Source organism: Alphaproteobacteria bacterium (assembly GCA_016722515.1).
Classification (GTDB): Bacteria; Pseudomonadota; Alphaproteobacteria; order Rickettsiales; family JADKJE01; genus JADKJE01.
On sequence record JADKJE010000002.1, the window covers coordinates 62,861 to 86,779 of the forward strand.

Here is a 23,919-nt window from a genome sequence, read left to right on the forward strand (position 1 = left end):
CACTACGTGGAATAATACTATGCCAACATTGCTAACGTCTCTTTTTCGAAGAGCGCTGATTTATTCATTGACGGCCTTGCAACTGCTTCAGCCACTGGCTGCATACGCACAAACGCAAACGGTTATCACACCGGATCAAAGCGCTGCCGCTAACCATAAGCCCGTCGTTGCAGAATCGGCCAATCACACGCCGGTTGAAAATATTGCAGCCCCCAGTGCAGGAGGCGTATCACATAATGCCCTTACCGATTTACAAGTTGGCCCAGAAGGACTGGTTGTCAACAACAGCGGCAACAATGGCGTTTCTAACATTGGCGGTGTTGTGCTTGCAAATCCGAATATCCATTCAGGCAACGAAGCTAAGATCATTGTCAATGAGGTCACCGGAACCAACGCCACGAACCAGGAAGGCTACACCGAAATTTTTGGCAAAGCCGCCGAGTATATCGTTGCCAATCCCAATGGCATTAGCTGTAATGGCTGTGGTTACATCAACACTCCTAAAGTGGTGATGACCACGGGTAAGCCTGGGTTTGATGCACATGGCAATGTGACCTCCTTCGAGGTTAAACAAGGCACGATCACCATTGGCGGGGAAGGTATGGATGCCTCTGCTACCGATTCGGTTGAAATCATTTCCCGCGCAGCTCAAATCAACGCCACTATTTGGGGTGGCAAATCATTGAATATTACCGCAGGTCGCAATCATGTTGACTACGCAACAGGCACAGCAACCCCTCTGCCAGCCGACGCAGCCAGCGAGGCAACGAAACCAACGGTTGCCATTGATGCATCACAATTGGGATCGATGTATGCGGGCAAAATTACATTGAAAAGTACCGAAGCCGGTGTTGGCGTTAACAGCTTGGGTGAGATGGTGGCAACCAGTGGTGATCTAGGCATCAATGCCGATGGATCGATTACCTATGGTACTGCGCAGGCAGCCAATGATGTCCACATCACCTCACAACAGGGCAGCGTTTCGCAAAAGACAGGAGCTTATGCTGGAAAATCCATCACCATACAGGCCAAGGGCCCTGTTGATGTTGCCGGTCATTATGTGTATGCCGATGGTGGCGACGTTACCATCAACAGCGATGATAATGTTAGCCTGGATGGCACGGAAGCAGGCGACAGTTTCGCTTTCCTCATGGCCAATCATGTATCTGTGAATGCGGGTGGCGATGTATTGTTTTCACAGGTAACCAGCAGCAGCCAGGAGCAATCGATCGCACTTAACGCTGCCAAGACTATTGACTTAGATACCAGCACCCTCATTGCCGACAATCTCACTCTTAATGCCGGACTGACTGCTAATGCGATTGATAGCGTTATTGTGGCACAGCAGGACATCTCACTTGCTGCCGCTGGCTTTGCCACAAGCAACAGCACCTTGCTTGCTGCCCATGATTTAACCATGCAGGTATCCGGTGATTGGCAAAACAACCAGGGGGTTGTGACCTCACAACATCAAACACAGATTCACGCTGGTGGAACATTGGTTAATAATGGCGAATTATCAGCGCAAGATATCTTGAATATACAGGCTGGCGATATTACCAATGCGTTGGATGGTTATATGGCTGCCAATGGCGATGTGCAACTCAACGGCGCATCCTTTCTCAATCATGGCCAGGTGCAGACACTAGGAACCTTGACCATCACCGCCAGCGGCGATGTCACTCTGACCGGCAGTTTAATGTCACTCGGACAAACCACCTTAACAGCCCATTCGATTGTGAATCAGGGAGGCGCTGTTCAAGCAGGTGGCACGTTACATCTATCGTCACATGCCATCACCAATAGCAGCGGCTTGTTTTACAGTGAAGGCGATGTGAATGCGGATACGACAATCTTGTTGAATGATGGAGGTGAATGGGCGGCTCTTGGCACGACCACGTTGGATGCCTCTTCCAGCATCACGAATCAACATCAAGGCATCATCCGTAGCGATGGCGGCCTTGTGCTCTTATCACAGGGTGAAATAGATAATAGCGCTACGTTGGTTTCCAGTGGATTGCTCTCATTAGGTGCAGCGACGCTTGCACAAAGTGGAACCCTTTATACCTTGGGTGGCATTCTTGTCACTATCAGCGGCGATACCACCAATAGCGGCACGATTCAAAGCGAACAAGGTGTAACTCTCCACAGCCAAACACTAAACAATACTGGCTCGGTGATTGCCAGTACGTTGCTTGATGTCAGCGCAGCAGACCTCATCAATAGCCAAAATGGGTTATTTGGGAGTCTTGGGGATTTAACGGTGCAGGCAAACACGATGACCAATACGCTAGGAACTTTCTATACAGAAGGATTCTTAGCACTAACAGCAAACGAACTAGACAATACGCAAGGAACCATTATTGCCTCAGGTGCAGCTCAGGCAGGACACGCTTCACAATTAAACATTGATGGAACGTTAACTAACAATCAAGGCACCATCAGCATCGCCCATGATCTCACCATGAATGCCAACTCAGTTGATAACAGCAACGGCACTATCGTGACTAACGGGTCATTCATCGCTACCGCTGATTCTTTTAATAATCAATATGGCATCACATCGGTTGGCACTCATCTTACGGCTCACAATGTAGATAACCGCAATGGATTGATGGAAGCTGGCGGCACCGTTGAAATTGTTAATGACACGCGCTTTGAGAATCAAGGTGGGATCGTGCAATCTTACGGTAGCAATGGTAACGGGCTGGTCTGGATTTCGGCAAGCGAGGATATTAATAATCAAGGTGGCACTATTTTGGCTGCCGGTGGTATTAATTTAGCCGTTGATAACGATTATACCATCACTGGCGATGTGCAATCTTCAGGAACAGTCGACATCACCGCCCATCATATTACCAATAGCGGCTCACTACAGTCTCAGGGATCGGTTGTTTTCCATGCAACAGGTGCGATTGAAAATCAAGCCCAAGCTTCGCTTCTATCCAACGATACTATTGACCTAACGGCCACTGGCGACATTCTTAATTACGGTGAAATCAGTAGTGCTAATGGGCTAAACCTCACCACCGGTGGAGTCATTATAAACGGGCTCGATGCGTTGATGACTACGGGTGGATCGCTAGCTTTCAATGCTGGATCTGCCCTCATTAATCAAGGTCGGGTCAGCAGCTTATTGGATGCGTCATTGACGGCCACAAACATTATGAATAATGGCCAAATAAGTTCCGGCGGTTCAGTGACAATGAAAGCTAATAATATCACCAATACAAGCCTTGTCTATGCCAGTCAACATTTAAATCTGTTAACAGAAAATCAGCTATTGAATGATCAAGGAACGCTTGCTGCACTCAATGGCACGATTGCCATTCATAATGCAGCAGGCGGCAATGTAGGAGAAGTGGACAATTTATCTGGAACAATCCAATCTTATAATGGTGATATCGCGATTCATGCCGACTCGCTTGTTAATAAGCGAAAATCATTGACGTTTGATACGGTAACAATCACAGATCCTCTGCACACCTTTTCATTGCAGGATGACCTCATTGGCGCAGAAATGCTTCCAGATACGCCAGAAAACCGAGCCTACAAAGAGGCACATTCCGATCATATCGTGCTTCTTTATCAAGGGGACTTCTGGAGCTTAGGTCTTCCTCCTTATAACAACACAAATTACATGGCAAATACCATGCTTGAAACCGTTTATTATGATGATCTTGGGAGCGCTGGAACATGGGTCGATGGCTATTTTACTTCGATATCTGTACCTTTAAATACTTATGTGGGCGATCCTGCAAGCACCAAAGATTGGTATGTTACGTATGTTAATGACCTCACCATATCCGATACTGTTGGTGTGCAGATGAGCCACATTGAAGAAGCGGTCACGTCTGACACCGGGGCATCACAGATCATTGCCGGCAACAATTTATCTATTCATGCGTCATCTATTTTGAATGATGCCAGCATTCTCGCCAGTGGTAACAATATGGATTTGGCGGGAACCACCTTGGTAAACAAAGGATATGAACTTTCTAAAACAGACCGAATCACTTGCACTTATCAATTGGCCTGTTCGGTGTATCATCCCGAGGATGGACTTTTTTTTGGGCTTAATATTATTGATTCAGGCTCGCAAATCGATTTAGCAACAGGCATTTATAAGAAAATACCAGCACTTATGACTGCAGGTGGCAGCATCACAGGCGATTTTAGCGATAGGATTGACACTATTTCGATCATAGAAAACGCTGCTTTGACCAACTATTATCCATCCCCAGGGGTCACCGACTATCACAACGCCAACCCCTCATCAGCCAGCTCACAAACCGATATGAATGACTACATCCACTTACCGCAGGGGCAAAATGGATTATTTGTCGTCAATAGCAGCACAGGCGCTTTAGCCGGTATCGGCAGGCTTGGGAGCGATATTGAAGGCGCTTCTTACCATACTTATGATGGCCAATTCACACCACGTGGTCTTGCAGCAGATAACGAAAATCCTGGTTTCACCTATGAAGTTGAAACCAATGTTGATTACATTAATGTCGACGCTTATCTGGGATCGGAATATTTGCTTAACCTGATTGGTTTTAATCCAGATCATATGATTACATTGCTTGGCGATCCCTTCTATGAAACCAATTTAATAGAACAGGCCGTCATGAATAAACTTGGCAAACGTTTTATCTCATCAGCCCTTTCTAACAGTACCGAACAAATGCAGTATTTGATGGATAACGCCGCCACGGCGATGGTGGATTTAGAATTAGTTCCTGGGGTAGCGCTCAGCAGCGAACAATTAGCGTCACTGAACACGGACATCATCTGGCCGGTGCAACAAGTCATCAATAACAAGGTTGTCTGGGTGCCCACACTGTATTTAAGTGCCAACACACTGGCTGGCATTGATCCTTCTGGTTCTGTCATCAGCAGCAATCATGCCATTCAATTAAGCGCAGGCAATAACATCAACAATATTGGCAGCACGATCTCTGGTGGTTCTTTCGTTGGACTGACCAGCGTCAATGGCAGCATTCTTAACAAAACCAATATTGGAAATGTCACCGTTGGCAGCAACAAGGTTGGTTATCTTGGGGGTATCGGCAGCATTACCTCTGGTGGTTCAATGTTATTAAATGCAGGACACGACATTCAAAATGTCGGCGGCATTTTAACCGCCCAGGATAGCCTCTATGCCCTAGCCGGTAATGATATAAGCCTGGAATCAACGCACATTGAAAATGATTATACGTGGAACGGTCAAAAATTATTGGGAGAGCACGATAGCACTGTTAACCTTAGCAGCCAAACAGGTGCTGGAGGCAATATGATATTATTAGCCGACAATACTATTTCGGTGTCAGGCTCAATGGTCGGTGCACAAGGTACATTAGCCATGCAGGCAGGGGGTGATGTCAATATCACCTCTGCTGAAGATTATAGCCATAATGATATTACCTATAAGCGTTACCACCACGATGATACCTCAACAACGCAGGTATCTTCCATTATTCAAGCTGGTGGCGATTTAGCCATTAATGCCATTAATCAAGGCAGCACCATCAATGTCGCTGGCAGTGTTATCGGCAGTGGCGGCAGCATTTCATTAAGTGCCGTTGATGACATCACCATTGGCTCGACTCTGAATGAATCTGATGACCACACCAAAACGAGTGCAAAAGGATTTTTAAGCAGCATGAAAAGTTCTGTTGATAAAGTCAACACTTGGCAAACAGGTTCCCTAATAGCTGCAACAGGCGATCTAACCATCACATCTGGAAGCGATGTTAATCTCACGGCCAGTAAACTGACTGCCGGCCATAATTTAGGCATTAGCGCCGGTATCTATAAGGCAGCGGATGGAACCATCTATCACGATGATACAGCAGACATAACCATCCAAGGGGCTGAAAACACCTCCTATTTGGCTCAAATGAAGAAACAGAGTGGACTTTCAGCCAGTGTCAGTTTAACGAGCATTGGCGTCTCTTATCAAGCAAGCAAAGATACATTAAACCAGTATACTGAAACCATATTGCCGTCTGAATTATTAGCCGGTAATGACCTTAACATGATGGCAACCGACGACATTACGCTCCAAGGCAGCCATATAAATGCAGGCCATGATATCAATCTTACGGCGGGTGATGACATCAATATCCTAAGCCAAGCCTATGATAATGATTACAAAGAAACCCATAAAACCAGCAGCATCGGTGTAACGGCATCGCTTTCCTTTGGTGCAGCAGGAGCGCTTGGTGCTGTTGAACGATTGGCCGACATTCAAGCAACAGGAAGTTATGGCGCTGTTAATATCATGACCACCGGCGTTTCATCTGTCATCAGCATTGCCCATTCAGCTTCTGGATTAGCCGATGCACTTTCTGGAGATCATACAGACTTCTTTGGTCCTGGTGGCGGATTTACTTCGTTTATTCCATCACTCAATGTGAGTCTCGGCGTATCAAGCAGTTCATCCAAATTTGTTGCCGACGGCACTAATTATCTCAATAGCGATCTCATTGCCGGCCATGATATTAATACCATAAGCGGCGGCGATACAACGATCAAAGGCGGAAATATCCTGGCACAGAATATTTCCATGGACGTGGGTGATGATTTGAATGTTGAATCAAGCCAGAATGTATCTCATTCCTCCAGCAGCTCCACAAGTGGCGGCGCTAGCATTGGGGTTAACATTAGCGTAACGGGCATAACCCCTACTGCCAGTGCTAATTTTTCTGCCAGCAACGGCAACAGTGACCGGATCTGGACAGATCACATTACCTCAATCATCGGCACTGATAGCGTCGCGATTCACGTCAATGGGAATACTGACATTAAAGGAGCACTGATTGCGCAAGCCACCCCGCAGGAAAATGGAACATTATTAGATGGCGGTAATTTGTTATTAGAAACAGGCTCCCTAACAGTGAGTGATCTCATTGATAAAAATATTTCAGAAAACAGCGGATTTGGTATTGGCTTAAGTGTCTCTGGCGACTTGGTACCTTTTAGTAATGGCAGCACCGCTAGAAGTGGTGGAAACGCTGGAAACGCTGGAAACACAGTGAATTCCGGAAGCGCACCACAGCCGACCGACTCTCCTAACAACCATAGTGATCAAGTTGGCTCATCCGATGTCCATTTTGGTGGCGGTTTTATCTCAGCATCGTTAAATGGCCATGAAACCGTTGGCTATACGCATCCAACCATCGGCAATGGCGACATTATAATTGCCGGACAAAGCGCCAGTGACGAACAATTAAGCGGTGTCAACCGTGATGTCACCACCACGCAGCAGATTGTGATCGACAAAGACACTGGAGGGTTGAATGCCTATGTAACACTTGACCCACGCTTATTCACAGCGGAGGGGAGAGATCAAATCATAAAGGAAATTGAATCTCTTCCCCAAAACGCCGAAACTATCTATAATTCAGGAACGGTCGCAACACTCAACCACTTTGCGTTGGATATTATTCCCACCAAAACAAATAACGGCGGCATTCTTGGTCAAATCGTAGCTTTGGTTGAAGGCGATTTAAAATATATCAGCGTTTCAATTTTGGGAATGACACCTGAACGTGCCGCTCGTTTCAACCGCGATAAAGAGGCAGTTAAAATTGTGACTGACAGTGATGGTAAAAAATATTTGGTTATTAATGGTACCGAGCGCTATGAAGTGGAAACACATGAGTACACGCTAGAAGAAATTAAAAATGATCCAAGCATCACCGAAAGCAATAAAGTCTTTAATAATGGAATGCTGAATCCACTAGATCAGGCACTGCGTAATGGATTTATGCAACTGGGTGCCCCGGGAGATTTTATCTTAGCCTATGATCCAACACATGGCCTCCTTCCCGATTTATTAGAGGTGGGTATTAATAAATTTGCATGGACGATACCAAATTCAATGGATGCTTTGGCATTAGATCACATTATTCTGGATAACAACCCCGATGCGGATCCCAGTTCTGTTGTTTTTGCATCCCACAGTGCCGGAGGCGAGAGCCTCTATAACCAACTCATGCAAGCAGAATTCGGAACCTTTTCGGGTTCAACTGTTCTGTTTTATGGAACGCCTCAAAATACGGCAGACCTTGAGAATGCCGCCACTTTGAGCGGTGCTAATTTCGGTGGCCACCAAATCAATCCGGGCGATCCTATCGCCGTTATCGCAGGAGGTAATTTTACGAATGTGGATAACTTTGTAGATGGACTTAAGAACGTACCGTTCTTATTTTTTAGTTCATACAGCCCGCATTCTAATTATTATTGCACCAACGCGTTGGTGTGCCCTTAATAGCATAAGATAAAGAAGGAATTGCAATCGCAGATGGTATGGAAGCGTCCGGTGAACCCGCTTAAATTAGCAATTATTAATCCACATTGAGGGTCCAAGGTAGCAACTCGTGATTACCCTCACAGCTTATCAACATCATACAACATCAGGAAAGCCAGAAACATCGTGAAGCACCTTGAGAATGAGGCGAGCAACATCTGCTAAAAAACAACCTTTATATTCGTTGCAATATGTGCCCAATCCCATGAATTTAAGGGACCCATTGTTAATTTAGTCTAGTTTACAAGACTATTTTCATTTATTTAGTATTATCCATCTTGGCTTTTGATCACATCAATTTTTGTATCTGTCAATATCCTCGACACCTAATTTATTCTCTTGTAATAGAATTTTATTTGTATATGATCCCATAACGCAATCTACAACCAAGAGAGCCTTATGTATCGCCCCACACTCAAAAAGCTAACCCTTCTTTCCCTATTCATAACCCTTTGCAGCTGCACACCGTACCGCCTTTCAGCTCGCAAATATGACGAATCAAAAGAACGAATCTATCACGAGCCCTATTTAAAACATTGGACCAAAGAAGTTAAAATGACCCAGACCAGCAAGAGCTGTACCATTAAGGGTGATATCACGGTGGCTTTGACCTATAATTTTGAGAAAAACAAAGCAACCGAAGTCGTAGTATGGGATGCCAGGCTTTTTAGCAAAGATAAAATTTCGCTTAAGGTTAACAACCATACCTACCCCTATATTCTGGTTCTGTTTTATAGCAAAGACGAGCATCAGATCGCCGATGATTTTGAAATTGCCAATTCAGCCGAAATTGAAGTCAATCCCCTGTCGCAAGAGCCCATCAATATCTATAAAATTGATTTAACCGGCTTTAAAAAACTAAGGCATGAATGTCAGGTTTATATCAACGATGCCTCGATTAACCCTAATCATAAATCGCAATAAGCCATGCACTCTTTTAAAGTAGGGTTTTATCGACCCATGCAGCCACCCGCTTATAAAGTAGTAATGCTGCTTCTTTTGATTTTAATAAGTGCCTGCACTAACCCAACTGGGGGAACAAGGCAACGAATCAATCACAGCGTCTCGACCAAGCCATGGCAGATACAAAAGCAATCTACACGTGCTGAACATGTCTGCCTGGTACAAAAAGACGATTTGATTATTGTTTTTAACAGGGAAGGATTTAAGCAACGCTATGGTGCCTTCATTCAATGGAATAAAATCGTTGCACCATCGGACACGGTTATCCTTAATGTACATGGCCATGAATTTTCGTATTATGGAGATCGCTTTAATGAGGCAAATAATGCGCAAATCATGACGTATTTTGAAATCGAAGAATACGCTGAAATTCAAGTGCAACCGCGCGATGGTGGACCAATGGATGTTTATCCGATTGATCTTCATGGCTTTAAGGATAGAGCTAGCGACTGCTTTGAATGGCTGGAGCAACGGTACGAGGAGAAGAAGTAGGAATTGCTCCTAGGCGCAACAAGTATTAAGAAGACGCCTGGATACCCAGCATTTTTCTCCGTCCTTGCCTACGGCTCAGACTATGAAAAAAGCTGAGTATGACGGAGTGTCGGGGCTAACTAACATCCACAACAAACACCGTATCCACTCAACTAATTACTAAAACCCTACCCCCCAAACGCGTCTAGCGCCTGGATTTTAGCCTGGGCCAGTGCAAGTTCTTTTGCTGCCCTTGCCTTACCATCTTCATCAGTGGTGTAGGTCAGAATTTCATTCGCTTCCTGGATGTGTTTTTCAACCTCTTTGCGGTCAATATCCTGAAGCATTTCTGCTTTGTCTACCAACAAGCGGCATTTGGTGTTGTGCACTTCGGCAAAACCTGCCGTTACAAACACTTTTTCGATTTGTCCATCGAGTGTTTCAACACGCACAACGCCCGGCTTGATGGTTGAGATAAAAGGGGCATGTCCTGGCAATACGCCAAACTCACCCTCGGTGCCAGGAACGATAACACTGTTGGCATCCATCGCATAGACAACCTTTTCAGGCGAAATAAGTTCTACGTAAATACTAGACATACCTGTAACCTCCTATGGTGCCTTAAGCAGCAGCCATGCGTTTTGCTTTCTCGATCGCTTCATCCATGGTTCCTACCATGTAGAATGCCGATTCAGGCAAATCGTCATAACGGCCTTCAACCAATCCTTTAAAGCCAGCGATCGTATCTTCGATACGCACCAGTTTACCAGGGCTTCCAGTGAACACTTCGGCTACGTGGAATGGCTGAGACAGGAAACGTTGAATTTTACGCGCACGGGTTACGATCAATTTATCTTCTTCTGATAATTCGTCCATACCCAAAATCGCAATAATATCCTGGAGTGATTTATAGGTTTGCAGAATCCTTTGCACCTCACGCGCTACTTTATAGTGCTCTTCACCGATAATAGCCGGATCAAGCATTTGTGAGGTTGAATCAAGTGGATCCACCGCCGGATAAATACCAAGCTCGGCGATTTGACGATTCAATACCGTGGTTGCATCCAAGTGCGCAAACGAGGTCGCAGGCGCTGGGTCGGTCAAGTCGTCCGCAGGTACGTAAATAGCCTGTACGGAGGTGATCGAACCTTTATTGGTTGAGGTAATACGTTCTTGCAGAGCACCCATGTCGGTAGCCAGGGTTGGCTGGTAACCTACCGCAGATGGAATACGTCCAAGCAACGCAGATACTTCTGATCCTGCTTGTGTGAATCGGAAGATATTATCCACGAAGAATAACACATCCTGGCCTTCCTGATCACGGAAATATTCAGCAAGGGTCAAACCGGTCAAGGCAACACGAGCACGAGCCCCAGGTGGTTCATTCATTTGTCCGTAAACAAGGGCAACTTTGGATTTGCTCTGGTCTTCCAGATTGATAACGCCCGATTCCATCATCTCGTGATAAAGGTCGTTACCTTCACGGGTACGTTCACCCACACCGGCAAATACCGAAAATCCACCGTGGGCTTTAGCCACGTTGTTAATCAATTCCATGATCAACACGGTTTTACCTACACCGGCTCCACCGAACAATCCTACTTTACCACCTTTAGCATACGGCGCTAATAGGTCGATGACTTTAATACCAGTCACCAAAATCTCACGGTCGGTTGCTTGATTTTCAAGTAACGGAGCAGGTTGGTGAATTGCCATTTGCATGGAAGTGGTTAAGGTACCACGCTCATCGATTGGCTCACCAATCACGTTGATGATACGGCCTAAGGTTTCACGTCCAACGGGCACTGAAATCGGGCTGCCCAAATCACGCACTTCTACGCCACGCTGCAAACCATCGGTAGAATCCATCGCAATACAACGAACCGAGTTTTCACCCAAATGCTGAGAAACTTCAAGAACCAGACGACGATCGCCAACCTGGGTTTCCAATGCATTCAAAATCGATGGGACTTTCCCTTCACCAAACTGCACATCCACAACCGCCGAAATCACCTGCGTAATGATGCCTTTGTTTTTTGACATAGTGTTTCCTTCCTTAACTTAAATTCCAATAATTATAATGCTTCCGCACCAGAAATAATCTCGATCAATTCTTTCGTAATAGCAGCCTGACGCGAACGATTATACTGCAACGACAATTTTTTGATCATTTCTCCCGCATTTCGTGTTGCATTATCCATTGCTGTCATCCGAGCACCTTGCTCACTGGCAGCACTTTCAAGCAACGCACGATACACTTGAACCGCAATATTTTTAGGCAAGAGCGAACCTAATACCTGTTCAGCATCTGGCTCGTATTCATAATCGGCCTCAACATGATCGACGCCTTCTGCTGAATCACGCGATTCATTATAGACATAAGCCGGTATCAATTGCTGCGTAACGATTTCTTGCTTAATCACCGATTTAAACATGTTATACACCAACATGCAGCGATCAAATTCGCCCTTTTCAAAGCGTTGGATAATGTCATGCGCAATTTCTTCAGCCTCATGATATTTAAACACTTTAGACGCCGGGCTTGGCATACGTGCCACAATGTGGCCTTCCTCCAAGCGATGCAGCGATTCAAAGCCTTTTTTACCGATAAAATAGAAATAGCAATCTTTGCCCTGACGGGTAAGCTCGGCATAAAGCTGACGCGTTGCTTTGCTGATGGAACCATTGAAACCACCGCACAATCCACGATCGGAACTGATAACGGCAATTAAAATCTTTTTATCATGGCCATTACCCGATAATAACGGTGGCGCAGTCCCAGAGGTCATCGCCGCTGAAGCTAGGTTTTCCAAAATTTGGCTCATGCAGTTAGCATAAGGAAAGGCCGCTTCAACACGATCACGGCAACGGCGTAATTTTGACGCAGCCACCATTTTCATGGCGCTGGTAATCTTACGCGTTGACTTTACACTGTTAATTCTAACCCGAAGGCTTTTTAAACTTGGCATAGCAGTTCCAATCTTTAATCAACAGGAGTGAAACGTTTCACCACTTGCTCAATCACTTCACGCAGTTTTTTCTCGGTTTCATCCGATACTTTCTGTTCGTCACGAATCGACTTCAAAATACCCGCGTAATTGCTTTCTAATTCTAACAGCAACTCACGCTCAAAACGGGTAACGTCTTTCAGTTCGATATGATCCAGATAACCTTTTACGCCTGCGAAAATCGAAACAACCTGCTGCTCTACCACATACGGAGAATATTGAGCTTGTTTCAGAAGTTCGGTCAAACGAGCACCTCGTGCCAGTGTTTTTTGCGTTGAGGCATCCAAGTCAGAACCAAACTGGGCAAAGGCCGCTAATTCACGATACTGCGCCAAGTCTAATTTAATCGTACCGGCTACTTGTTTCATCGCTTTAATTTGCGCCGCAGATCCTACCCGAGAGACAGACAGACCCACGTTTACAGCCGGACGGATACCTTTATAGAATAATTCGGTTTCCAAGAAAATCTGACCATCCGTAATTGAAATGACGTTGGTTGGGATATACGCAGATACGTCACCCGCCTGTGTTTCAATAATAGGCAGTGCAGTTAATGATCCAGCACCCATCGCGTCAGACATTTTAGCAGCACGCTCTAACAAACGCGAGTGGAGATAAAATACGTCTCCAGGATACGCTTCACGTCCAGGAGGACGACGAAGCAACAATGACATCTGACGATAAGCCACAGCGTGCTTACTCAAATCATCATAAACGATCAACGCGTGCATTCCGTTATCGCGGAAATACTCACCCATGGCAGCCCCCGTATACGGAGCAAGGAACTGCATTGGCGCAGGATCAGAAGCAGTAGCCGCAACTACGATACTGTACTCAAGCGCACCTTCTTCTTCGAGGCGCTTCACAATCTGCGCAACGGTTGAGCGTTTTTGTCCAATAGCCACATAGATGCAATAAAGTTTTTTATGCTCATCATCGCTGGCGTTATTGGTTTTTTGATTCAAAATAGCATCAATCGCAACTGCTGTTTTACCCGTTTGACGGTCACCAATGATCAACTCACGCTGACCACGACCGATTGGAATCAAGGTATCAACCGCTTTAATCCCGGTTTGAACAGGCTCATGAACTGATTTACGGGCAATAATACCAGGGGCTTTGGTTTCTACCGGGCTGGTATGTTTGGCATTCAGCGGGCCTTTACCATCGATGGGTTCACCAAGCGCGTTCACCACGCGGCCCAGCAATTCTTTACCAACAGGAACCGTCACAATTTCGCCGGTACGCTTCACTACATCACCCTGGGTAATGGCTCTATCGTCACCAAACACCACCACGCCCACATTGTCGTGCTCTAGGTTTAAGGCCATGCCTTTAATGCCATTAGCAAATTCAACCAGCTCGCCCGCTTGAATATTATCAAGGCCATGAATACGTGCAATACCATCACCCATAGTGATGACTTCACCCACTTCCTTACGTTCTGCCTGGCGGCCGTAATGTTCAATTTGCTGTTTTAATATTGACGAAACTTCAGATACAGCGTTATCAGCCATAGATACTCCTTTTTATAATCCTATTTATGCAGCAATTGCTTCATGACCAAGCGCTTCAACCCGCTGTAATTTTCCAGCAAGCGAGCAATCGTAAAGCGTTGAACCAATTTTAACTAACATTCCACCAATGATAGAAGGATCAATTTCCCACTCCGCCGTTATCTTGCGTTGCAGCGATTGCTCTAACAATGTTGTCACTGTTTTTTGTTGCTGGTCGCTAAATGTGGTAGCACCAACAATCGTGACGGGAACGATATTTTTTTCTTTAGCCATCAAGCCTAAAAAGCTCTGAGCCACGTCTTCAAATGCACCCATGCGTCTGCGCTCAGCTAAAACGCCCAACAAACGAATCACCAGATCATGAAGATTCAGGGAAGAAACAACCTTCTTCATCACTTCGGCCTGTTGCGGACGCGATAACAAGGTATCGACCGCGAACAACCTTAATTCCTCAGATTGAGAAAAAAGTTCTTTTAGTTTTTTTAAATCGTCTGCAACCTGGTCAAGTACGTTTTTTTCCTTAGCAAGGGAAAAAAGCGCTTTAGCATAACGACCCGCTACAAGTGAAAGGCCTAACGTCATCAGGAAAAACCTATTGAAATATGTTTACATGGATATATGGAACGTGCCTATGTACCATATTTTCGCCCCGAACTCAAGCATGTTTATTCGCTAGACGGTTTTAATGGCATGGCATTTTGGCCACAGACCTTCCAAAAAGCGGCTATATTGTATTTTTATCTTTGGTTTTTATGATTAACTCCTTAACTGCAACCATCTACGAATACCCATCGGTTACGTTAAGAATTAGATTAAGAATTGCGCGGTTCGCGCAATTAAGTGTTGCGCTGGATATTCAGCTTTTTTCGGAGCATGAGCATGAGAGGGGCGGCAATTACCGCCCCTCTCTACCTCTTAAATTACCACAACACCAAAACCTTTCAAGCCAAAAACAATACGATTATTTTGCCCTTACAAAATATTCTGTCCAGTCTTTGCCCAATCTTTAAGGAACGTATCCAACCCTTTATCGGTTAGGGGATGATTTGCTAATTGACGAATCACTTTCGGAGGCAGGGTTGCCACATGCGCTCCAACTTTGGCAGCTTCTATCAAATGGATAGGATGCCTGATGGATGCCACTAGCACTTTGGTTTTAAAGGCAGGATATTGGCTATAAATTTGGCAAATATCACGGATAAGCTGATTGCCATCCTGACTGATATCATCCAACCGCCCAACAAATGGCGAAATAAAGGTAGCACCTGCTTTCGCGGCAAGGATTGCCTGTGAAGCGGAGAAGCATAACGTTACATTGACCATGATGCCTTGGCCGCTGAGTGTTTTACAGGCTTTTAAGCCATCCCAGGTAAGGGGTACTTTGACCGTAATCTGCGGGGCAATTTTGTGAAGGGACAGACCTTCTTCAATCATCGCATCGGCTTTGGTAGCCGTTACTTCTGCGCTGACAGGACCAGGCACAATGGCACAAATTTCCTTTAAGATCGAACGAAAATCTCCACCCGACTGCGCTACCAGCGTAGGATTGGTGGTAACTCCATCAATCATACCGGTTGCGGCAAGGTCGCGTATTTCATTAATATCTGCGGTATCGACAAAAAATTCCATATCATTCTCCTAAATATAAAGATGGCCAAAGGGTAACCAAACATACGAAAGGAAGCAAGGACGATTATAACCCACAAGCTCCACGTCACCGCTTTAATAGTAAATATCCTTGCCTTTTAGCCCCACATACACGACTATCCACCTTCAAAATAGTAGACACCAATGTCCCTCAATCAACACGCCCATATTTTACTTCCCTTACCGTTTTACACGGGCTTTGATTATGCCATTCCCACGGGCATGGCGGTCGACATTGGCCATATCGTGGAAGTGCCCTTTGGCCGCAGCCGCCATTTTGGTGTGGTAGAATCGTTGCTTGTTTCCGAACTGAACCCCGAAAAAATAAAACCGATTATCCGGGTTCTGGACACACCGCCGGTTTCGTCACGTTTTATAGATTTTCTGAATTGGGCGGCATCTTACACCCTCACCCCCATCGGCCATATCGTTAAAATGGCTATGCCCGTGGAAGACGCACTGGAATTTCAGACCAAACCAACGGACCTTTATTTTCAAAGAGGACTAGCCACCCCAAGCCGCCTGACGCCTGAACGCAAAAAAGTGATAGCCTTGATGGACGACCATCAGATTCGAAGCTTAAAAAGCATCCTAGAATGGACCGGCGTCAGCAAAGCGGTTATCTCGAGTTTGGTTGAGTCCAAATGCCTGGTTAAAGCTGAAGCAGACCTCACTCACAGTGATGATATGATTCCTCTAGCACCCTGCATGGTTACCCTGAGCCCCTATCAACAGCAAGCCCTTGATGATATTCTCCCTTATTTGCAAACCGAACAATTTCATGCAGCGTTACTGGATGGCGTTACAGGGTCTGGGAAAACCGAAGTGTATATGGAAGCCATCGCCTATTTACTGGAACACACCTCCAAACAAATGCTGGTGATGTTGCCAGAGATCGCCCTCACCTCGCAATTTTTGGAACGATTTACGAAACGCTTTGGTTTTGCGCCTGATATCTGGCATTCGTCGATTGGCAAACGCCAGCGTAAAGAAACCTGGCAGCGCATTATCCGTGGCGAAGCACGGGTGGTCATTGGCGCGCGATCTGCGCTTTTTCTGCCTTATGCGCAATTAGGCTTGATTGTGGTAGATGAGGAACATGATGGCTCTTATAAACAGGAAGAAGGTGTCATCTATAATGCCCGCGATATGGCAGTCACCCGCGCCTATAAAGAGAAATTCCCGATTATCCTTGCCTCGGCAACACCTTCGCTAGAAACCTACCTTCATGCGATGTCACATAAATACCAGCACCTTAAACTTCCGTCACGCTACGGTGTGGACGATATGCCGACCATTAAAATTATCGATTTGAAAGCGGTCAAATTACCCTATCAGCATTGGATATCCGAACCTCTCAGCCGTGCGATTGCCAAAAATCTGGAGCAAGGCGATCAGGCCCTGTTGTTTTTGAACAGACGCGGCTATGCGCCTGTTACGGTGTGCAGTTCCTGTGGCCATCATATTGGTTGCCCCGATTGCGCTACCTGGCTGGTAGAACATAAGCGCCACGATCAATTAATGTGTCACCATTGCGGCTATAAAACCATCAAGCCCACCGCATGCCCCGAATGCAATACACCTAACAGCCTTCAAGCCTTTGGCCCTGGTGCCGAACGTATTGTAGAAGAAGCACGAGCCTTATTTCCCAGGGCAACGGTCGAACTGCTTTCCAGCGACACCATGGATAGTGAAAGCAAAATGACAGCACTCATTGATGCTATCTTGAACAAAAAAATTGATATTCTGGTTGGCACGCAAATTTTAGCAAAGGGTCACCATTTTCCCAACCTCACCCTGGTTGGCGTCATTGATGCCGAATCCGGCATGGGCAGCGGCGATTACCGCGCCAGCGAACGCACCTACCAATTGCTGCATCAAGTCGCAGGCCGGGCCGGTCGTGAAAAACCGGGGGAAGTTTATATTCAAACCTATCAACCTGATAACCCATTGCTGCAAGCACTCATCCACTGGAATCGTGATCATTTTCTAGAATTTGAACAAGAAAGCCGGACTCTCACCAACATGCCGCCATTTTCGCGTCTAGCCTCTTTTATTCTCACCGGCAGCGATGAGCGGCAGGTAATGCAAGTGGCCCAACAGCTTACCCGCATAGCCCCTCCTCACAAAGACATTTCCATCCTCGGCCCCACGCCCGCACCCATTGCCCATATTCGCAAACAATACCGGTTCCGTATTTTAATCAAGTCCCCCCGCGACGTTATGCTGCAACCCTTCATTATGGCATGGCTGCAAAACGCGGCCATTCCAAGGAATGTGCGTTTAAAAATTGATATTGATCCGTATCAGTTTTTTTAATAAAAATACATATCACAACCATCCCTGTGGCGGCTTTTTTCTTAACATAGAATATTTAAAATTATTATATTTATAGCCAAAGAATCCAAAAAACAAATACCCTCATCTACAACATACTGCATTGACATTACTTTTAATTGTGATAAAAATATATTTTTCACAAAACAGCAACACTATGAACAATACAACAAACACCACTTTGTCTGCTTCCACTATCCCTGTGCGCACCGATGAAGCCTCCCAGATTCCCCCATCGACCGACGCTTTATGGCAAAACCCACCCCATCAGGTCCATTATGATGGCACTACCAACACGATCTGGTCGATGTGGATATTAAACCTCGTCCTTAAAATAATAACCTTAGGAACTTATACTTTTTGGGGCAAAACACGGATGCGCCGCTATCTGGTGGAGAGCTTTAGTTTAATGGGTGATCGATTTACCTATACCGGCCGAGGAACAGAATTATTACTGGGCTTTTTGAAAACACTCCCTTTTTGGGCAGCCTTTATTACCCTTTTTTTGATCATACCACCGACAATGATGAATCGCGCCATATTATACGTCTATCCATTCGTGCTGATTTTGGTACTTGCTGCTTCCTATGCGGGATTACGCTATCGCTATTCACGCATTTTTTGGCGAGGCGTGTGCCTTCAATTAAAGGGATCCGCCTGGTTTTACGCGTTTTATACTATAGGACAACTCGTGTTGACCTTATTAACGCTGGGAATCTACGCCCCTTATGCCGATATAAAATGCACACAGTACCTCTATAAAAATTCTTATTTTGGATCACAACCATTTTACATGACACCCTCTCCGCGCCTATTGATGAAAACCAATATAGTGACTCTGCTGCTAGCTTTAGTAACCTTTGGCGTAGCCCGACTATGGTACAGCGCAAAGCTGCATAACCATATTTTTGCTTCACTCAGGCTCGGGCATTTTAGATTTCATACTACTTACAGCGGATACAATATTCTTGAATTACTGTTTGGCAATATCATCCTTATCCTTGCTCCCTATCTCATTGTCTTTTCGGTGTTATTTTTTGCAACCCCGCCCATTCACATTGACTCAACCATCCCAGCTCCCGTTTCTACTAACACTCTTCTTGAGAGCACTGACACCGTCAACAAAGTACAAGCGCGCGTAGATAACATTGTTCAAGAAAACATAAGGAAACTTGGTTCGCCCATCATTAATTTCATCGATATTACCGGCTTCTATGGTGTGCTTATCTCCGTAATAGCATTAATATTGGGTAGCGGATGGGCATCTGCACTGGTTATGCAACGCAGGCTAGAATTCTTTGTTCGCCACTTCACCGTCATTGGCGAGGATAATACGTCAGGGATCATTCAATCTAAACATAATAAAGGCGGCATATTGGGAGAGGGCGCTCATTTATTATTTGGCGATTCCGTTGCATTTTAGCTATGACAGAACGGTTCCCAGCACGTTATTATGATGGCAAAATGGCACAAACGCATGACGTGCTTGTGTCATTTGAAGCAAGCGGTCTAACCATTTACCTGCACCATAATGAGCCTGCTATACACTGGGATTACCCGCAATTAAGAATTCCTAATCGCCCTGAGGCCAATAGACCTCTTTTCATTTACCATCGAGACAAACTTAACGCCACCTTGATGATTCTTGAAAGTCACAGCCATTCCTCCTTGTTTTCATTATTACCAAAATCCGCTCTTCCTAACATTTCATTTCAATTATCCTGGAAAATAATCAGTTTATTAAGCCTTATTTCTTGCCTTATCATCATAGGAATTTACAGCCAGTTTATAGAAATAACCGGTGTCATTGCCGACCTATTTCCCTCATCATGGGAACGGGCATTGAGTGATCGCACACTCAATCAGTTATACCGCAATAAAATTGTCTGCAATGCGCATCATGGCAACGACATCCTGACTATTATCAGCGACCGGTTACGCGCCGCCTCTTCAAAAAAGGTCAACCTCACAATCGAAGTAATTAAAGATAAAGCGATAAATGCCTTTGCCCTTCCAGGCGAAAAAATAGTTATCCTCTCCGGCATGATTGACGATACACAGACTCCTGAAGAATTGGCAGGAATTCTCGCCCATGAAATGGGGCATGTGATAAAGAACCATCCGACACAGCAATTTATTCAAAATTTTGGAATTGGACTTATCAACGGCCTGCTCTTTGGCAATATGGGCGATACCAGCAACATTATTTCCTTTGCTGATAATATGTATCATTTGCATAATAACCGGCATTCCGAATCTGAGGCAGACGACGTAGCCCTTCAATTATTGGTAAAAGCACAGATTAGTCCAGGTGGCGTTGCAACATTCTTTGAACGGCTTGAGAAAAGGGAAATCTTAAAAGGCACAGCCTCTAAGCTCTTTAATTTTGTTTCCGCCCACCCATTAACAGCCGAGAGGATTCAACATATTCGTATGACACCACCTCCCCTTCAGGAAAAACCCATTCTAACCAACGATCAATGGAATGCACTCAAAAGCATTTGCCAATAGCTCCATACATCATCCCTGTTAACATACCTTCCAACACCGCCTACTCCCGCGTTATCTTTTCCAATTCTTCCTTCAACGCATCAATCGATTCCTGACCAATGGCCGATTGTTGAGAGCCTTGCCAGCCTGGCAGGTCAAGGATTTCTGCCAATTGACTATACCCTTCCTGCAAGGTGGAGCGTTCTTTGGGATCCTGATGCAGAAAGGCTTCTAGTTTGGGATAATAGAGAATGGCTTTATCCACGTCTGGGTCGCTGCCTTTACGATAGGCACCTAAGCGAATCATCTCTGCCATGTTTTCGTAAGTTGCCAACATGTTTCTGGCATATTTCACCAATTGGTTTTCAGCATCCGTGTTACACCCTGGCATTGTCCGCGATACGCTTTTAAGTATATCAATTGCTGGATAACGTCCACGCATGGCAATATTTCGGTTTAGCACAATATGCCCGTCCAAAATACCGCGAACAGCATCGCTTACAGGTTCGTTATGGTCATCGCCTTCTACCAATACACTGAATAACCCGGTGATATCTCCAATCCCTTCTATTCCAGGCCCTGCGCGCTCTAATAATTTAGGCAATTCAGCAAACACCGTAGGCGTATAACCTTTGGTCGTAGGTGGCTCACCAACAGTCAGCCCAATTTCCCGTTGGGCCATCGCAAAACGCGTGACACTATCCATCAGGCATAAAACGTTACTGCCGCGGTCACGAAAATATTCAGCAACCGTCAACGTGGTATAGGCCGCCTGTTTACGCAACAATGGTGATTCATCCGAAGTAGCCACCACAACCACAGCTTCTTTGAGCCCTTCTGGCCCTAAATATTCTTCTAAAAACTCCTGAACTTCCCTACCGCGTTCGCCGATCAGCCCAATTACCTTGACATCACACGCAGCATAACGGGTCAACATCGAAACCAACATTGATTTTCCCACACCTGATCCGGCAAAAATCCCCATACGCTGCCCTTTGCAACAGCTCAGGAACGTATTCATCGCCCGCACACCCAGATCAATTTTATTCATGACCCGCCTGCGTTTATGGGCAGGCAAGGCAGTGGCCTTTAGCGGATAGGCCTTTCCCCCCAGGGTTAGAGGGCCTTTGCCGTCAATGGGCTCACCCAAAGCGTTGATCACCCTTCCCTTCCACGAATCATGGGGGTGCATACAGGGTTGTTCATTTTCAATAATCACTTTACAGCCAGGCCCAATGCCATCTAAATGACTAAAAGGCATTAAAAAAGTCTGGCGATGACCAAAGCCAATCACCTCACATCGCACTTCCTGACGAAAACGGTTAATAACCACACAGCGACTGCCAATACTCACAAATGGGTGAATTCCATCGGCTTTAAGCATCAATCCGGTTACCGAGGATACTTTCCCTTCAATCCGGTAAGGTGATATTCCTTCTACCGCCGCTATCAAACCTTTTATATCAACTGACATGATTTCCCTAGATAAAAGCACCGCAACCCATCCTCATCAGGATAGCAATCTCCACCCCGACTGTCACGGTATCTTCGCCCTTAATACGAAAAAATAGCCCACTTTGGAAAAAACAATTGATTTTTAGTCGTAAGTAGGGTTAGAATGCCCATCTCCTTTGAACGGGAGCGCGTAGCTCAGTCGGTAGAGCACATGACTTTTAATCATGGTGTCGTGGGTTCGATTCCCACCGCGCTCACCACCCCTCGCTCTTACGAGCCACGGGTGGCGCAGCCCCTCCCCACTGGTTAGTGAAACGAAGATGTATAAGCTAGTTTTGGATGCTCCATCTTCCTTTTTTGAAAACATCGTTCATTCCATAATAATAATAATTCCGCAGAAGGCCTCTGGGCAATTCTGGTCTATAACGCACGTTTGCGATCCACATTCACGCTCATTATAACAGACATTAAACAGATTAGCGCAAGCTTAAATGAACATTAAAATCCAATAGCCTGTTCACGATCTTGATGTTCAAAGGCGGAGGCCATCCGTCCAATTTCGGTCGAACCAATGCCCCTATCACGGGCAACCGCACGCCATTCGGCAGCCATGCGCCATTAGTAGAGGGTTGAGTGCCAAAAAAATTTTCAATGGCCTCATTGTCTCAAGGGGATTAAACCTAAAAAAAGCAGTTAGAACGTAGTGAGAGAGTCAGAAGTGCTGAATATACCCTATTTTTTGGTTAAAGCATGTCGCTTGATTACTTATCCTTCTCCTCAAATCGCAGCGCCACCCCATTATTGCAATAGCGTTTTCCCGTAGGCTTAGGCCCGTCATCAAACACATGCCCTAAATGTCCGCCGCATTGAGCACAGTGATACTCAGTACGAGCAACACCAATATGGTGGTCGGTTTTGGTGGCAACGCTGCCGGGTATGGCATCGTAGAAACTTGGCCAGCCGGTACCACTTTCGTATTTAGTTGTGGAAGGAAATAATGGATGACCGCAACCGGCACATACATACATGCCTTCGCGTTTCTCAAGATAAAGCGGGCTGGTGAAGGGACGTTCGGTAGCCTCTTGACGCAGTACCGCATATGCTTCAGGACTTAATTTCTTTTGCCATTCCTCATTGCTGATAGCGCAACTTGGCATGTCGTTTTTAGGCTTATCCATCTTATTTCTCCCATATCTCTTTCAATTTCGACACGCGGCCGCTGGCATGTTTATAGAGATTATAATGAACAGTGTTTTTTTGATAGTAATCCTGGTGATAATCTTCTGCTGTATAAAATGGCTTAGCCGGCACAAGGCGGGTAGCGACGGGTTTACCAAGGAAGCGAATTTCTATTTCGGCTTTTGATTTTTCTGCAGCTCTACGCTGACTTTCATCGCCATAAAAAATAATCGTATGATAATGCTCCCCGCGATCAGCAAAGCTGCCCCCCTCATCAAAGGGGTCAATATTGCTCCAGAAAATCGCTAATAATTGCTCGTAACGCACGATCGCGGGATCAAAAGCGACTTCGATGGCTTCTACATGCCCAGTTTTATCGCTACAGACTTCCTGATAGGTTGGGTTAGATAAATGCCCTCCCATATAACCCACCGTTGTTTTAACCACACCCACGGTATTATCAAACGGTGGCTGCATGCACCAAAAACATCCGCCGGCAAACCACGCTTTTTCGATGGCATTGTCATTCATGATG

The 23,919-nt window shown here is 45.6% G+C and carries 15 protein-coding genes and 1 tRNA gene; 7 read left to right on the top strand and 9 right to left on the bottom strand.

Going from position 1 to position 23,919, the window contains the following annotated elements:
* The first annotated feature begins 19 nt into the window (after positions 1–19).
* The 3 genes from IPP74_05045 (at position 20) to IPP74_05055 (ending at position 9,772) form a co-directional block, all read left to right on the top strand.
* A complete protein-coding gene (locus IPP74_05045; protein ID MBL0318642.1) occupies positions 20–8,278 on the top strand; it encodes a hemagglutinin repeat-containing protein in 8,259 nt (2,752 codons plus the stop codon).
* 594 nt (positions 8,279–8,872) lie between these two features.
* Complete coding sequence (locus tag IPP74_05050; GenBank protein MBL0318643.1) at positions 8,873–9,241, top strand: hypothetical protein; 369 nt, start codon at positions 8,873–8,875, stop codon at positions 9,239–9,241.
* Between the two features lie 36 nt (positions 9,242–9,277).
* A complete protein-coding gene (locus IPP74_05055) occupies positions 9,278–9,772 on the top strand; it encodes a hypothetical protein (protein MBL0318644.1) in 495 nt (164 codons plus the stop codon).
* Between the two features lie 167 nt (positions 9,773–9,939).
* On the opposite strand, the gene atpC is transcribed toward IPP74_05055, so the two are convergent.
* The 6 genes from atpC to fsa form a co-directional block, all read right to left on the bottom strand.
* The gene (gene atpC / locus IPP74_05060) at positions 9,940–10,350 is read right to left on the bottom strand and encodes an ATP synthase F1 subunit epsilon (GenBank protein MBL0318645.1); all 411 of its coding nucleotides are present in this window, start codon (positions 10,348–10,350) and stop codon (positions 9,940–9,942) included.
* Between the two features lie 22 nt (positions 10,351–10,372).
* A complete protein-coding gene (atpD, locus tag IPP74_05065) occupies positions 10,373–11,794 on the bottom strand; it encodes a F0F1 ATP synthase subunit beta (protein MBL0318646.1) in 1,422 nt (473 codons plus the stop codon).
* Positions 11,795–11,826: 32 nt separating this feature from the next.
* A complete protein-coding gene (locus IPP74_05070) occupies positions 11,827–12,720 on the bottom strand; it encodes a F0F1 ATP synthase subunit gamma (GenBank protein ID MBL0318647.1) in 894 nt (297 codons plus the stop codon).
* Positions 12,721–12,734: 14 nt separating this feature from the next.
* Positions 12,735–14,276, bottom strand: a complete 1,542-nt coding sequence (locus IPP74_05075; protein ID MBL0318648.1) for a F0F1 ATP synthase subunit alpha — start codon at positions 14,274–14,276, stop codon at positions 12,735–12,737.
* Between the two features lie 24 nt (positions 14,277–14,300).
* Complete coding sequence (gene atpH / locus IPP74_05080) at positions 14,301–14,858, bottom strand: ATP synthase F1 subunit delta (protein ID MBL0318649.1); 558 nt, start codon at positions 14,856–14,858, stop codon at positions 14,301–14,303.
* A gap of 390 nt (positions 14,859–15,248) precedes the next feature.
* Positions 15,249–15,905 carry a fructose-6-phosphate aldolase gene (gene fsa / locus IPP74_05085; protein MBL0318650.1) on the bottom strand — a complete coding sequence of 219 codons (657 nt, stop codon included), beginning with the start codon at positions 15,903–15,905 and terminating at the stop codon, positions 15,249–15,251.
* 162 nt (positions 15,906–16,067) lie between these two features.
* On the opposite strand from fsa, the gene IPP74_05090 reads away from it, so the two are divergent.
* From IPP74_05090 to IPP74_05100, 3 genes are all read left to right on the top strand, one after another.
* Positions 16,068–18,242 carry a primosomal protein N' gene (locus IPP74_05090; GenBank protein MBL0318651.1) on the top strand — a complete coding sequence of 725 codons (2,175 nt, stop codon included), beginning with the start codon at positions 16,068–16,070 and terminating at the stop codon, positions 18,240–18,242.
* A 175-nt stretch (positions 18,243–18,417) separates the two neighbouring features.
* Positions 18,418–19,683 carry a DUF898 family protein gene (locus tag IPP74_05095; protein ID MBL0318652.1) on the top strand — a complete coding sequence of 422 codons (1,266 nt, stop codon included), beginning with the start codon at positions 18,418–18,420 and terminating at the stop codon, positions 19,681–19,683.
* Positions 19,684–19,685: 2 nt separating this feature from the next.
* Positions 19,686–20,771 carry a M48 family metallopeptidase gene (locus IPP74_05100; GenBank protein MBL0318653.1) on the top strand — a complete coding sequence of 362 codons (1,086 nt, stop codon included), beginning with the start codon at positions 19,686–19,688 and terminating at the stop codon, positions 20,769–20,771.
* A 40-nt stretch (positions 20,772–20,811) separates the two neighbouring features.
* Here IPP74_05100 and fliI read toward each other — a convergent pair whose 3' ends face one another.
* Positions 20,812–22,224, bottom strand: a complete 1,413-nt coding sequence (fliI, locus tag IPP74_05105) for a flagellar protein export ATPase FliI (protein MBL0318654.1) — start codon at positions 22,222–22,224, stop codon at positions 20,812–20,814.
* A 165-nt stretch (positions 22,225–22,389) separates the two neighbouring features.
* Here fliI and IPP74_05110 point away from each other — a divergent pair.
* Positions 22,390–22,465, top strand: a tRNA-Lys gene (locus IPP74_05110).
* Positions 22,466–22,966: 501 nt separating this feature from the next.
* Here IPP74_05110 and msrB read toward each other — a convergent pair.
* Complete coding sequence (gene msrB / locus IPP74_05115) at positions 22,967–23,383, bottom strand: peptide-methionine (R)-S-oxide reductase MsrB (protein MBL0318655.1); 417 nt, start codon at positions 23,381–23,383, stop codon at positions 22,967–22,969.
* Between the two features lies 1 nt (position 23,384).
* Entirely contained in the window at positions 23,385–23,915 is a 531-nt protein-coding gene (gene msrA, locus IPP74_05120; GenBank protein MBL0318656.1) for a peptide-methionine (S)-S-oxide reductase MsrA, read from the bottom strand.
* Between the last annotated feature and the right edge of the window lie 4 nt (positions 23,916–23,919).

Excerpts from the sequence above, each read along its gene's own strand:
- IPP74_05090 (MBL0318651.1), top strand. The coding sequence starts at position 16,068 with ATGTCCCTCAATCAACACGCCCATATTTTACTTCCCTTACCGTTTTAC.
- fliI (MBL0318654.1), bottom strand. The coding sequence starts at position 22,224 with ATGTCAGTTGATATAAAAGGTTTGATAGCGGCGGTAGAAGGAATATCA.
- msrB (MBL0318655.1), bottom strand. The coding sequence starts at position 23,383 with ATGGATAAGCCTAAAAACGACATGCCAAGTTGCGCTATCAGCAATGAG.
- IPP74_05070 (MBL0318647.1), bottom strand. The coding sequence starts at position 12,720 with ATGCCAAGTTTAAAAAGCCTTCGGGTTAGAATTAACAGTGTAAAGTCA.
- IPP74_05045 (MBL0318642.1), top strand. The coding sequence starts at position 20 with ATGCCAACATTGCTAACGTCTCTTTTTCGAAGAGCGCTGATTTATTCA.
- atpC (MBL0318645.1), bottom strand. The coding sequence starts at position 10,350 with ATGTCTAGTATTTACGTAGAACTTATTTCGCCTGAAAAGGTTGTCTAT.
- IPP74_05075 (MBL0318648.1), bottom strand. The coding sequence starts at position 14,276 with ATGGCTGATAACGCTGTATCTGAAGTTTCGTCAATATTAAAACAGCAA.
- IPP74_05055 (MBL0318644.1), top strand. The coding sequence starts at position 9,278 with ATGCAGCCACCCGCTTATAAAGTAGTAATGCTGCTTCTTTTGATTTTA.
- msrA (MBL0318656.1), bottom strand. The coding sequence starts at position 23,915 with ATGAATGACAATGCCATCGAAAAAGCGTGGTTTGCCGGCGGATGTTTT.
- IPP74_05050 (MBL0318643.1), top strand. The coding sequence starts at position 8,873 with ATGACCCAGACCAGCAAGAGCTGTACCATTAAGGGTGATATCACGGTG.
- atpH (MBL0318649.1), bottom strand. The coding sequence starts at position 14,858 with ATGACGTTAGGCCTTTCACTTGTAGCGGGTCGTTATGCTAAAGCGCTT.
- atpD (MBL0318646.1), bottom strand. The coding sequence starts at position 11,794 with ATGTCAAAAAACAAAGGCATCATTACGCAGGTGATTTCGGCGGTTGTG.
- IPP74_05095 (MBL0318652.1), top strand. The coding sequence starts at position 18,418 with ATGAACAATACAACAAACACCACTTTGTCTGCTTCCACTATCCCTGTG.
- fsa (MBL0318650.1), bottom strand. The coding sequence starts at position 15,905 with ATGGAATTTTTTGTCGATACCGCAGATATTAATGAAATACGCGACCTT.
- IPP74_05100 (MBL0318653.1), top strand. The coding sequence starts at position 19,686 with ATGACAGAACGGTTCCCAGCACGTTATTATGATGGCAAAATGGCACAA.